This is a genomic window from Arthrobacter sp. AD-310, from assembly GCF_054656615.1.
Map to the genome: position 1 here is coordinate 71,089 of NZ_BAAHNO010000034.1, position 12,150 is coordinate 83,238.

A 12,150-nucleotide genomic window follows, 5' to 3' on the forward strand; every position below is an offset into this window, starting at 1 on the left:
CGAAAGGCACCATCCATGAACCTCAAATCAGCCCGTCACCTCGTGAACGGCACCTGGCACAGCGCAGGAAGCGCAAAAGACGTGACGGACCCCGGCAACGGCAGTACCGTAGGCGAAGTGGCCTGGGGCACCGCCGGGGACGCCACCACAGCGGCGGACTCCGCGGCCGAAGCCTTCAGTTCCTGGTCGCGCACCACCGTCAGGCAAAGGGCGGACCTGCTCCGCAACGCCGCCGACCTCCTGGCCGAACGCCGCGATGAACTCGCCCACACCCTGGCCCTCGAAGCGGGCAAGCGGCTCCCCGAAGCCCAGGGCGAGGTGGACTTCTCCGTGGAGTACTTCCGCTGGTTCGCCGAGGAAACCCGCCGCGCCACCGGGACCATCAGCCCGCCCGAACTCCAGGGCCGCCGCCACCTCAGCAGCCGCAAGCCCATCGGCGTCGCACTGAGCCTCACGCCCTGGAACTTCCCGGTGTCCATCCAGGCCCGCAAGCTCGCGGCCATGCTGGCCGCCGGCTGCACCGTGGTGGGCCGGGTCTCCGAAAAGGCGCCCCTTGCCGCCACCGGATTGTTCGAAGTCCTGCACGATGCCGGGTTCCCCGCCGGCGTCGTCAACCTGGTCCACGGCCCCTCCCGCGAGGTCACCGGTGCGCTCATGGCCCACCCGGCGGTGCGGGCGGTCAGCTTCACCGGCTCCACCGGCGTCGGCCGCCAGATCATGGCTTCCGCCGCTGAGCGCGTGGTGCGGCCCCTGCTGGAGCTGGGCGGCAACGCCCCCTTCATCGTGTTCGAGGACGCCGACCTGGACGCCGCCGTCGAGGGTGCCGTGCTGGGCAGGCTGCGCAACACCGGCCAGTCCTGCGTTGCCGCCAACCGCTTCCTGGTCCAGGACAGCGTCGCGGACGAGTTCGCCCGGAAGCTGGGTGCACGGTTCGACGCGATGAGCATCGGGCACGGCGTTCCCGACGGCGGCACGCCGGTCCCGGATCTCGGCCCGGTGATCGACGCCGACCGGGTGTCCGCCGTGCAGTCATTGGTGGACGACGCGCTGGAACGCGGGGCGCGCCGCGTCACGCAGCGCATCGACGTTCCCGCCCGGGGTTCCTTCCTCGCGCCCACCCTGCTGGCCGACGTCCCCGACGACGCGCCCCTGGTGACCGAGGAAGTGTTCGGCCCGGCGGCCGGCGTCGTGACCTTCTCCTCGGAGGAGGAAGCAATCCGGAAGGCGAACGCCACCGAGATGGGCCTGGCCGCCTACGTCTGGAGCGGCAGCCCCAGGCGCGGCTGGGAGGTCCCGGAGCGGCTTGAAGCCGGCATCGTGGGCGTCAACGACCCGCTGCCGTCCGTTGCTTTCGCACCGATGGGCGGCGCCAAGCAGTCGGGCCTGGGCCGTGAAGGATCGAGCCTGGGCCTGGAGGAATTCGAGGAGGTCCAGTACGTGGCCTGGAGGCCGTAGATGCTGACCACCGGGCTGGTACTGGGCGCCGTGGTGATGGGTGCCGGAATGCAGCGCATCACGGGGATGGGTTTCGCCCTGGTGGCCGCCCCGTTCCTGGTCCTGCTCCTGGGCCCGGTGGAGGGCGTGGTGCTGGTCAACCTCTGTGGTGCCGTCACGGCCGGGGCCATCATCTTCCGGGTGGTGCGGGACGTCGACTGGAAGCGCTACCTGTTGCTCGCCGCTTCGGCCCTGCTCGGCATCATCCCCGCAGCGCTGCTCATCAGGTTCATCCCGGCGGCTGTCCTGGAAATCTCCATCGGGGTGCTCCTCGCCGCCGGGCTGACCGTGCTGCTGGTCCTCAAGTCCGCCGTCCTGCCGGCCCGCCGCCGGTACCTGCTGACCGCCGGCGGGCTGAGCGGGTTCATGAACACGGCAGCCGGCGTGGGAGGACCCGCCGTCAGCATGTACTCCATCGCCACCCGGTGGCACCACAAGTCCTTCGCAGCCACCATGCAGCCGTACTTTTTCACCATCGGCGCCTTCTCGCTGCTCTCCAAGGCGATCACTGCCCCCGCAACGTTCCCCGTGATGCCGCCGGCGATGTGGGTGTCGGTTGCCGCCGCCTGCCTGGCCGGGCTGGTGCTGGGCGACGTCGCATCGAAGTTCGTCCCCGCCCGCGCCGCGCAGGTACTCCTGGTCATCCTGGCCTACCTGGGAGCAGCGGCCACCATCATCCGCGGCGTGCTCGACGCCGTGGCCCCCTGAACCGCACTTCCACCTTCAACGCTGAAAGGAAACAAACATGACGTGGCTGAACAGTGCCGCTCACGCACGATGGCTCGAGGCAGAAACCGACCGGCTCCTGGACTTCGCCGCCAATTCAAAGGTCCCCACCGGTTTTGGCTGGCTCGACAACTACGGCAAGGTGTACGCCGACAAGCCGACCCACCTGTGGATCACCGCGCGGATGACGCACAGCTTCGCGGTGGCCGCCCTGATGGGCCGGCCCGGCGCTGCGCTCCTCGTTGACCACGGCATTGCGGCACTGAACGGGGTCCTGCACGATGACGAGTTCGGTGGGTGGTACGCCGAAGTGGACGGGAACGGCCCGGTAAACGACACCAAATCCGGCTACCAGCACTCCTTTGTGCTCCTGGCAGCTGCCAGCGCCGTTGCGGCCGGACGTCCCGGAGCCCGGGAATTGCTCGATGAGGCGCTGCGGATTGCCGACACGAAATTCTGGGACCACGAAGCCAACATGTGCTTCGACTCCTGGAACCGGGAATTCACCGAAACGGAAGCCTACCGCGGCGGGAACGCCAGCATGCACTCCGTGGAGGCATACCTCATCGTGGCCGACGTGACCGGGGAGAACCGGTGGCTGGAACGGGCCCTGCATATCGCCGAAATCCTGATCCACAAGTTCGCCCGCAACAACAACTACCGGGTTTTTGAGCACTTCGACCCGGAGTGGAACCCGATGCCGGAGTACAACACCGACGACCGGGCCAGCCAGTTCCGCGCCTACGGGGGCACACCGGGCCACTGGGTCGAGTGGGCCCGCCTGCTCCTCCATCTCCGCGCCGGGCTCGAGGCGCGCGGGCTGGACGTCCCGGCCTGGCTGCTCGAGGACGCGCGGGGACTGTTTGACGCCGCCATCCGGGACGCCTGGGAACCGGACGGCCATCCGGGATTCGTCTACTCTGTCGACTGGGACGGCAAGCCCGTTGTCACCACCCGCATCCGGTGGGTTCCGGCCGAGGCGATCGGCGGCGCGGCGGCCCTCTACATCGCCACCGGCGAGCAGAAATACGCGGACTGGTATGAGCGGATCTGGGACCACGCCCGCGACTGGTTCATGGACTACGAGCACGGCTCCTGGAAGCAGGAACTGGACGAGAACGGCAACGTCACTTCCACCGTGTGGTCCGGGAAGGCTGATGTGTACCACCTGTGGCACTGCCTGGTGGTCCCGCGGCTTCCGCTGGCCCCGGGGCTGGCCCCGGCCCTCGCGGCAGGCCTGCTGGACGCCCGGCTGGGTCCGGCCGGGCAAGGCCGGTAACAGGCCAGCCGCTGACGGCCGGCAGCGCGCAACGCTGCCGGCGCCGGATGAGTGGGTAGAGTCGATGCCATGAGAACTTCACCCCGGCTCAGCCTGAACAACGGCGTGCTGATCGACCAGCTTGGCTACGGGCTGTACAAGGTGCCATCGGCCGACGCCGCAGGGCTGGTCGCCACGGCCCTCGCCGCCGGCTACCGGCACTTCGACACCGCCGCGATGTACGGCAACGAGCTGGGCGTGGCCCGCGGCATCAGCTCCCAGCTCGGTGCCGGCACCGGCAGCGGAGGATCCGGGGAGTTCTTTCCGAACCTGTCCCGTGAGGACATCTTCGTCACCACCAAGGTATGGAACGACCACCACGGCTACGACGCCACGCTCCGTGCCTTTGATGAGTCCATGGTCAACCTGGGCCTGGACTACCTCGACATGTACCTCATCCACTGGCCGTGCCCGAAGCAGGGCCTGTTTCCGGAAACCTACCGGGCCCTGGAGACGCTGTACCGCGAGGGAAGGGTCCGGGCCATCGGCGTCAGCAACTTCCAGCCCGCCCACCTGGACCGGCTGCTCCAGACGGCCGAAGTGGTGCCCGCCGTCAACCAGGTCGAACTGCACCCGTGGCTGCAGCAGGAGGAACTCCGCGGCAAGCACCGGGAACTCGGCATTATGACCGAAGCATGGAGCCCCCTGGGCCGCGGCCAGGTGCTGGCCGATCCCGTTGTCCAGGCCTGCGCGGCCGAACACCGGCGGACCCCGGCGCAGATCATCCTGCGCTGGCACGTGCAGCTTGGCCACGTGGCCATTCCAAAGGCCAGCTCGGAAGCGCGCATCCGGGAAAACCTGGACGTGTTCGGCTTCGAACTCTCCGCGCGGGACATGGCAGCGCTCGCAGCACTGGGCCGGGGACACCGCACCGGGTCCCATCCGGACAACGTCAACTAGGGGCCGGGACCATGAGGACAACAACACCGGAGCAGTCACCGGCGCCCGAGTACCTTAGCCCCGGACTTGCAGCGCGCACCACCGCCGCGACTGTCGAGCTTGACGGTGCCACCGTGGCCTGCTGGACCTGCGAGCCGCAGCAGGCCACACCCGACACCCGCACCATCCTGGTGATCCACGGTTTCCGCGGCGACCATCACGGACTGCTGCGCGTCGCCGACCAGTTGCCGGAGATGCGCCTCATCATGCCGGACCTGCCGGGCTTTGGCAGCTCGGGTGCGTTCCGCACCGGGCCGCATTCGGTGGAGCGGTACGGCCGGTTCATCGAGGATTTCATGGCGGCCCTTGGGCTGGGCCCGGACACGGTGCTGCTGGGCCACTCGTTCGGGTCCATCATCGCGGCGCATTTTGTCGCGGACCATCCCGGCGCCGTCACCCCGCTGGTCCTGGTCAACCCTATCGCCGCACCCGCGCTTGAGGGACCCAAAGGCATCATGACCCGGCTTGCGGTGTTGTATTACCGGCTCTCGGCCCGCCTCCCCCGGCCCCTGGGGCTGGCCCTGCTGCGGAGCCCGCTGATTGTCCGGGTCATGAGCGAGGCCATGGCCAAAACAGCGGACCGCAACCTGCGGCGCTTTATCCACGGCCAGCACCACGCCTACTTCTCCGCGTTCGCCAGCCGGGACAGCCTCCTGGAGTCTTTCACCGCCTCGGTCAGCAGCCACGTCGCAGAGGTGGCAGCCAGGCTGGACCTGCCCGTGCTGCTCGTCGCCGGCGAAAAGGACGAAATCGCCACCCTGCCGGACCAGCACCGACTTGCCGCGCTGCTCCCCGACGGCGAACTCAAGGTGATTGCCGGCGTCGGGCATCTGATCCACTACGAAACCCCGGCCCCGGCCGCCGGCCACATCCGCAGCTTCCTGAAGGACCATCCCGCGTGAAGATCCTCATCGACGCCCGTTTCACCAGGACCGACCACCACGACGGCATCAGCCGCTACGGTGCCAGCCTGATCGCCGCCACGGCGAAAATCGCCGACGTCTCCATGCTGGTCTCGGATCGGCGGCAGCTCGCCCTGCTGCCGGACGTTCCCTACCACCTGGTCCGCAGCCCGCTCTCTCCCATGGAGCTGTTCGTGGCGCGGAAGGTGAACACCCTGGGCGCCGACGTCGTGGTGTGCCCCATGCAGACCATGGGAACCTGGGGCCGGAAGTACGGGCTGGTCCTGACGCTGCACGACCTCATCTACTACGAGCACCCCGAACCGCCGGGATTCCTGCCCGCCCCGGTCCGCATCCTGTGGCGGCTCTACCACAAGGCGTTCTGGCCGCAGCGCCTGCTGCTCAACCGGGCGGACACCGTGGCCACCATCAGCCGGACCACCGAAGCGCTGATCGCCAAGTACCACCTCACCAGCCGGCCGGTGCGGATCATCAGCAACGCACCGCAGCCGGAGCAGGATCCTCGCCCGGCCGGTGCCGGAGCGGAAAAATCGATCGTCTACATGGGCTCGTTCATGCCCTACAAGAACGTTGAAACAATGGTGAAGGGCATGGCGGACCTGCCGGGGTACACCCTCCACCTCCTCAGCCGGATCACACCGCAGCGGCGTGCCGAACTGGAGGCCCTTGTCCCGGAAGACGCCGCGGTTGTCTTCCACAACGGCGTAACTGACGAGGAGTACCACGGGCTCCTCCGGACCGCCACCGCGCTGGTGAGCCTCTCACGTGCCGAGGGGTACGGCCTTCCGCTTGTGGAGGCGATGGCTTTGGGCACGCCCGTCATCGCCAGCGACATTCCCATCTTCCGTGAAGTGGGCGGGGACGCGGCACTGTATGTGGATCCGTCCTCCCCCGAACAGTTCGCCGGGGCGGTGCACACCCTGCAGGACGAAGGCCGCTGGCAGGACGCGTCACGCAGGTCGGTGGCGCAGGCCAACAGGTTCAGCTGGGATGAGTCGGCCCGGCAGCTGGTGGATGTTGCCGCCGAAGTGATGAAACGGCGGCGCTAGATCGCGGTAAAACTAGAGCACGTCCACACCGTCGAGCCGGAGCTGCACCGGCTCTGTAGTGCGCTTTGCCGCCGCTGCCGAGCGTGTGGCCCGCAGCAGCCGGACGACGGCGGCCGCCTGGCTGTAGGGGAAAAACAACAGCGTGCGCATGTCCTCGGCCGTGCGGCGGGCTGAGGTCTGGCCCCCAAACAACAGCGGCGCGGGGCCGGCGGTGCGGATCGTGATGCCGGCCTCCGCCAGCCCGCTTTGTACCGCACCGGTGAACTGTTCGACGGCGGTCCTTGGCCCGGTGACGGAAGCAATGCGCACTGCGGGCGGCAGCTGCAGTTCTTCCCTCAGTGACAGCTCGCGGTGGGCGAAACCGGCGGGGTCCCAGCGGAGCAGGGCCCCTACGGCGGCGGTGTCCGAGGCAGTGACCACAACGACTCCGCCATCAGCTGCCGGCTGAACCAGCGAGGCGGCGTTGAACCAGCGCCTGACCGTATCTTCGCCGGCGCGCAGGGTTTCGCGGCGCAGGAGGGAGTCGCCGTCCAGCAACAGGGCGGCGGCGTACCCGCCTTCAGCCACAGGCTCGGCGCCAACGGTGGCCACGACCAGCGCCTTGCCCCCGCCAACGCCGGCTTTGACCTGGTCACCGGAGGAGGTGATGACGGCCTTACCGGGGAAAGCCCTGCCCAGTTCCTCAGCCGTCCGCAGGACCCCGGTGGCTCCTTTGCGGAGCCGGCGGCCGCCACAGTGCGGGCAGTGCCAGTCCGGTGCAGGTGTGGAGCACCACCGGCACTGCGGCATCGCGGAGCTTCCGGCAAGCGCCAGGGGGCCCTGGCAGGCGCCGCAACGTGCAGCTTCCCGGCAGGTCCCGCAGGCCAGGGACGGCGCGTAACCGGCCCGCGCAACCTGGACCAGCACGGGACCGCGCTCCAGGCCTTCCTTGGCGGCACGCCAGGCCGCACCGGGCAGGCGTGCCACGCGGGCCAGCGGATCGCGTTCCTGCTCGAAGCTGTCGGCGGTGTTGACCACCCGCGGCACGGTGCGGCGTGTGGCTGGCCGGTCCGCTTCGACCGGCTGGGCCCAGCCGGCATCGAGCAGCCGCTGGACCTCGGTGCTGCGCGCATGCCCGGCGAGCAGGCAGGCCGCGCCTTCACGGGACGCGCGCAGGAGCAATACCTCCCGGGCGTGGACGTAGGGTGCGCGCTGCTCGATGTGGAGGTCGTCGCCGTCGTCCCAGCAGACCACCAGCCCGAGGTTGGCGACGGGGGCGAACGCGGCCGACCTGGTGCCGATGGCCACTGTGGCCTGCCCGGCGAGGAGGCGCAGGAAGTTGCGGTAACGGGGGGTGGGTCCGTCATCGGCGGTCAGCCGGGCCACCGCATCTTCGGGCAGGACAGCGCACAGCGCCTGTTCCAGCCGGTCCAGGTCGCGGTAGTCGGGAACCACGACGACGGCGCCCCTGCCGGAGGCGCGGACGGCGGCCACCGCCTCCGCGATCAGGTGCGGCCAGCCCGCCGGTCCGTAGCCCTGGAGCGGGTTGAGGACGGCGCGGGGGGCTCCGCCGTCGGACAGGTGCCGGAGGAAGGCGGCTCCGTTGCGGTAGGCGTCCCAGGCGGAGTCAACGGCGCGGGCAGGGTTTTCGACGCGGCCCTGGGCGCCCGGTTCAGTGGGTGCAGGGTCCGCGAATCCGTCTTCGAGGAACTGTTTTTCCAGCCGCGCCACCCGGGGCGGCACGGCCAGGCGGAGGACGTCGCTGACGGTACCTGCATAGCGGGCGGCCACAGCGGCGGCGAGGTCCCGAACGGCCGGGGCCAGGACAGGGACCGGGGATACCACCTTGGACAACGGCACAAGCGCCGTTCCGGCGTCGGATTCGGCCACGCGTTCGAGCAGGAAACCGGCCAGGTCCTGGCCGTTGAAGGTGACTTTGACCCGGACCCCTGGCTGCGCTGCGTCATCAAGGGTTGCCGGCACTGTGTAGTCGAACGGCCGGTCCAGGTGCGGCAACGCCGAATCGACCAGGACCCTGGCCACCGGAAGGTATCCGGCCAGGGCGACGCCGGCTGACTGCTTGTGCGGGGGGAAGCCCTGGAGCAGGGACGGCTGGACGGCTTTATCAGCAACCACGGGCGGCTACCTCCGTTCAGCTCCCCGGGGCGGACACGACCAGCCAAGCATGGGGCTATGACAAACGCCCCTGCCCGGCCGGAGCGCGGCTAGGCGTTAAAGAAGGCCTTTAGTTCGTCCACGCGGTCCAGGCGCTCCCAGGTAAAGTCCGGCTCGTCGCGGCCGAAGTGGCCGTGGGCGGCGGTTTTGGCGTAGATGGGGCGTTTCAGGTCGAGTGCATCGATGATGGCGCGCGGCCGAAGGTCGAAGATCTCGGCGATCGCGGCGCTGATCCGCTGGGGGTCGACGGTCTCGGTGCCGAAGGTCTCAACGTACGTGCCCACCGGGCGGGCCTGGCCGATGGCGTAGGCGATCTGGATTTCCGCCCGCTTTGCCAGTCCTGCAGCCACCACGTTTTTCGCAACCCAGCGCATGGCGTACGCGGCGGAGCGGTCCACTTTGGACGGGTCCTTGCCCGAGAAGGCACCGCCGCCGTGGCGGGCCATGCCACCGTACGTGTCGACGATGATCTTGCGGCCCGTCAGGCCGGCGTCGCCCACGGGTCCGCCGATCACGAACTCGCCGGCGGGGTTGAGGATGTTCCGCACCCGCGACACATCGAGGTTGGCCCCTGCCAGCACCGGTTCGATGACCACGGACGCAAGGTCCGCGCGGAGCTGGTCGAGGCTGGCGCCCTCGGCGTGCTGGCTGGAGATCACGACGGTTTCCACCGAGACAGGGATGTCCTTGTCGTAGCCCACCGTGACCTGGGTCTTGCCGTCCGGCCGCAGGTAGGGCAGTTCGCCCGACTTGCGGACCTCCGTGAGCCGCTCGGACAGGCGGTGAGCGACCCAGATGGGCAGCGGCATGTAGGACGGGGTCTCGTCACTGGCGTAACCGAACATCAGGCCCTGGTCTCCGGCGCCCTGGAGGTCGTAGTCGTCCTCCTGGCGGCCTTCGCGGGCTTCAAGGGAGTTGAAGACACCGCCGGCGATGTCGTTGGACTGCTGGCCAATAGAGACGGAGACGCCGCAGCGTGCACCGTCGAAACCGTTGGCGGAAGAGTCGTAGCCGATGCCCAGGATGGTCTCGCGGACGATCTGCGGGATCTCGACATAGGCGTCGGTGGTGACTTCGCCTGCCACGTGGACCAGGCCCGTGGTGGCCATGGTCTCCACGGCAACCCGGGATTCCGGATCGGCGGCCAGGAGCGCGTCCAGGATGGCGTCACTGATCTGGTCGCAGATCTTGTCCGGGTGGCCTTCGGTGACCGACTCGGACGTGAAGAGCCGGAGCGCGGAAGGCGCGGCCGCGGAGTTCTGGGGCAGGTGCAGGGGTAAAGTCACTCAACTACCTTACTGGTTTGAATTCATGCTTCCGCCAGCAGATGTCACTGTGCGAAGCGAACGTGGCCTGGAACACTCAGGCGCGGGGCGATACGTGGTTCAGTTCGTATCCGATCCGGCTGATGATGGCGGCGGAAACCTCTGTCTTGGTTCCGGCCGCCTCCTGCGGTTCGGAGCCGGAGCGGGCCAGGATGACCACGGAGTTGGTGTCCTGGCCAAAGACCTTGTCCGAACCGACATGGTTCACCACCAGCAGGTCGCAGCCCTTGCGCTGGAGTTTCGCCTCGGCGTAGGCCAGGACGTCACCGTGGCTGTCGCCTGTTTCGGCCGCGAACCCGACAATCAGCTGGTCCTGCCTGCCACCGGCGCTGTTCCGCAGTTCAACCAGTTCGTGCAGGATGTCGGGGTTGCGGACCAGGGTGATGACGGGGTCGTCGCGGTCGTCGCGTTTTTTGATCTTGGTGTCCGAAACCACGGCCGGGCGGAAGTCAGCGACGGCGGCGGACATGATGAACACGTCCGAGGCGGGGGCCGCGGCGAGGGCGGCCTCGCGGAGCTGCAGGGCGGTTTCCACCGGGATCACGTCGACGCCGGGCGGCGGCGGAACTTCCATGTGTGCGGCGATCAGGCGCACCGTCGCGCCGGCGTTCCGGGCGGCGACAGCCAGCGCCACGCCCTGCTTGCCGGATGACCGGTTGCCGAGGAAGCGAACGGGGTCGAGGGGTTCCCGGGTGCCGCCGGCGCTGATGGTGACGGTGCGGCCGGCCAGGGGAAGCTGGAAGTCGGCCTGCCCTTCCACCAGGGCCATGGCGGCGTCGAAAATCACCTGCGGTTCCGGCAGCCGGCCCGGCCCGGAGTCGGCTCCCGTCAGCCGGCCGGTGGCGGGTTCCAGGACAGCTGCGCCGCGCGCACGCAGGGTGTCCACATTGGCGCGGGTGGCCGCATGCTGCCACATCTCGGTGTGCATGGCGGGCGCGAACAGCACCGGCCCATGGGCCATGAGCAGGGTGTTGGTGAGGAGGTCGCCGGCCTGCCCGGTGGCTGCCTTGGCCAGGAGGTCGGCTGTGGCCGGGGCAACCACCACAAGGTCCGCCTCGTGGCCCAGCCGGACGTGGTTGACCTGGTGGACGTCGTCGAAGACGCTGTTGCTGACCGGGTTGCCGGACAGCGCCTCCCAGGTGGCCGTGCCGATGAAGCGGGTGGACGCCTCGGTGGGGATGACGGTCACGTTGTGGCCGGCTTCAGTAAAAAGCCGGAGGAGCGACGCCACCTTGTAGGCGGCAATCCCTCCCCCGACTCCGAGGACTATGCGCACGTGACCTCCGTCAACAGCAAGTCAGATTTTGCGGCAGGTTACTCTGCGGCTTCGATCGGCGTGGAAACCAGCTTGCCTTCGTTGATCTCGCGCAGGGCGATGGACAGCGACTTTTCGTTCAGCTTGGTGTCAACCAGCGGGCCGACGTACTCGAAGAGGCCCTCATGCAGCTGTGCGTAGTACGCGTTGATCTGACGAGCACGCTTGGCACCAAAGATCACCAGGCCGTACTTGGAGTCGGCTGCCTCAAGCAGCGAGTCGATCGGCGGGTTGATGATGCCTTCAAGGTTCGTGGACACGAATTCTCCAAATTCCTAACGGGCTGACGGTTCCGGCAGGTGTGGGTGCGGGGTCAGCCCCATGAGTGAAACAAGCTCGTCCGCTGCCCGGCGGACGTCGTCGTTGATGACGGTGAAGTCGAACTCCGGTTCAGCAGCAAGTTCCAGTTTAGCGGTTTCCAACCGCCGCTGCTGTTCCTCCGGGGTTTCGGTGCCGCGGCCCACCAGGCGCCGGACCATTTCGTCCCAGCTGGGCGGGGCGAGGAAGACGAACTGGGCGTCCGGGACGGCTGCCTTGACCTGCCGCGCACCCTGCAAATCGATCTCCAGCAGGACAGAGCGGCCCTCGGCGATGGCCTGGTTCACGGTGCTCTTCAGCGTGCCGTAGGTGTTCTGGCCGTGGACCACAGCCCATTCCAGGAGTTCACCATCGGCGATCAGCTGTTCGAACTCGTCCTTGGACTTGAAGAAGTAGTGGACGCCGTCCACCTCTCCCGGCCGCGGAGCCCGGGTGGTGGCCGAAACGGACAGCCAGACTTCGGGATAGTTGTCCCGGATGTAGGTGGACACGGTGCCTTTGCCAACAGCCGTCGGACCAGCGAGGACTGTCAGTCCAGGTTTCTTGCTCACGTATTCCTTTTCCGGGGTTCGGGGACGGGCCGGTGGAA

General features: G+C 68.3%; 11 protein-coding genes. 6 read left to right on the top strand and 5 right to left on the bottom strand.

Going from position 1 to position 12,150, the window contains the following annotated elements; genetic code table 11:
* Nucleotides 1-15 precede the first annotated feature (15 nt).
* The 6 genes from ACYQ1Z_RS18415 (at nucleotide 16) to ACYQ1Z_RS18440 (ending at nucleotide 6,449) form a co-directional block, all read left to right on the top strand.
* Nucleotides 16-1,455: an NAD-dependent succinate-semialdehyde dehydrogenase gene (locus ACYQ1Z_RS18415; protein ID WP_459793995.1), complete on the top strand. Its 1,440-nt coding sequence runs from the start codon at nucleotides 16-18 to the stop codon at nucleotides 1,453-1,455.
* Nucleotides 1,456-2,202 (top strand): sulfite exporter TauE/SafE family protein, encoded by a 747-nt coding sequence (locus tag ACYQ1Z_RS18420; protein ID WP_459793996.1) that lies wholly within the window; start codon nucleotides 1,456-1,458, stop codon nucleotides 2,200-2,202.
* A gap of 37 nt (nucleotides 2,203-2,239) precedes the next feature.
* Nucleotides 2,240-3,499, top strand: coding sequence for an AGE family epimerase/isomerase (locus ACYQ1Z_RS18425; RefSeq protein ID WP_459793997.1), 1,260 nt, complete (start codon nucleotides 2,240-2,242; stop codon nucleotides 3,497-3,499).
* A gap of 69 nt (nucleotides 3,500-3,568) precedes the next feature.
* On the top strand, nucleotides 3,569-4,438 hold the full coding sequence (locus ACYQ1Z_RS18430; RefSeq protein WP_459793998.1) for an aldo/keto reductase: 870 nt from the start codon (nucleotides 3,569-3,571) through the stop codon (nucleotides 4,436-4,438).
* 11 nt (nucleotides 4,439-4,449) lie between these two features.
* Nucleotides 4,450-5,379, top strand: coding sequence for an alpha/beta fold hydrolase (locus tag ACYQ1Z_RS18435; protein WP_459793999.1), 930 nt, complete (start codon nucleotides 4,450-4,452; stop codon nucleotides 5,377-5,379).
* The gene (locus ACYQ1Z_RS18440; RefSeq protein ID WP_459794000.1) at nucleotides 5,376-6,449 is read left to right on the top strand and encodes a glycosyltransferase family 4 protein; all 1,074 of its coding nucleotides are present in this window, start codon (nucleotides 5,376-5,378) and stop codon (nucleotides 6,447-6,449) included. Before ACYQ1Z_RS18435 ends, ACYQ1Z_RS18440 begins: the two co-directional genes overlap by 4 nt.
* Nucleotides 6,450-6,461: 12 nt before the next feature.
* Here the strand turns inward: ACYQ1Z_RS18440 and ACYQ1Z_RS18445 are convergent, their stop codons facing one another.
* From ACYQ1Z_RS18445 to gmk, 5 genes are all read right to left on the bottom strand, one after another.
* Complete coding sequence (locus ACYQ1Z_RS18445; protein ID WP_459794001.1) at nucleotides 6,462-8,564, bottom strand: primosomal protein N'; 2,103 nt, start codon at nucleotides 8,562-8,564, stop codon at nucleotides 6,462-6,464.
* Between the two features lie 89 nt (nucleotides 8,565-8,653).
* Nucleotides 8,654-9,889: a methionine adenosyltransferase gene (gene metK, locus ACYQ1Z_RS18450; protein WP_459794002.1), complete on the bottom strand. Its 1,236-nt coding sequence runs from the start codon at nucleotides 9,887-9,889 to the stop codon at nucleotides 8,654-8,656.
* A gap of 76 nt (nucleotides 9,890-9,965) precedes the next feature.
* Nucleotides 9,966-11,204: a bifunctional phosphopantothenoylcysteine decarboxylase/phosphopantothenate--cysteine ligase CoaBC gene (gene coaBC / locus ACYQ1Z_RS18455; RefSeq protein WP_459794003.1), complete on the bottom strand. Its 1,239-nt coding sequence runs from the start codon at nucleotides 11,202-11,204 to the stop codon at nucleotides 9,966-9,968.
* A 38-nt stretch (nucleotides 11,205-11,242) separates the two neighbouring features.
* Entirely contained in the window at nucleotides 11,243-11,503 is a 261-nt protein-coding gene (gene rpoZ / locus ACYQ1Z_RS18460; RefSeq protein WP_003800778.1) for a DNA-directed RNA polymerase subunit omega, read from the bottom strand.
* Nucleotides 11,504-11,518: 15 nt separating this feature from the next.
* On the bottom strand, nucleotides 11,519-12,112 hold the full coding sequence (gene gmk, locus ACYQ1Z_RS18465; RefSeq protein WP_459794004.1) for a guanylate kinase: 594 nt from the start codon (nucleotides 12,110-12,112) through the stop codon (nucleotides 11,519-11,521).
* Nucleotides 12,113-12,150 lie beyond the last annotated feature (38 nt).

Coding starts and splice junctions, on each gene's coding strand:
- ACYQ1Z_RS18415 (WP_459793995.1), top strand. CDS start 16: ATGAACCTCAAATCAGCCCGTCACCTCGTGAACGGCACCTGGCACAGC.
- ACYQ1Z_RS18420 (WP_459793996.1), top strand. CDS start 1,456: ATGCTGACCACCGGGCTGGTACTGGGCGCCGTGGTGATGGGTGCCGGA.
- ACYQ1Z_RS18425 (WP_459793997.1), top strand. CDS start 2,240: ATGACGTGGCTGAACAGTGCCGCTCACGCACGATGGCTCGAGGCAGAA.
- ACYQ1Z_RS18430 (WP_459793998.1), top strand. CDS start 3,569: ATGAGAACTTCACCCCGGCTCAGCCTGAACAACGGCGTGCTGATCGAC.
- ACYQ1Z_RS18435 (WP_459793999.1), top strand. CDS start 4,450: ATGAGGACAACAACACCGGAGCAGTCACCGGCGCCCGAGTACCTTAGC.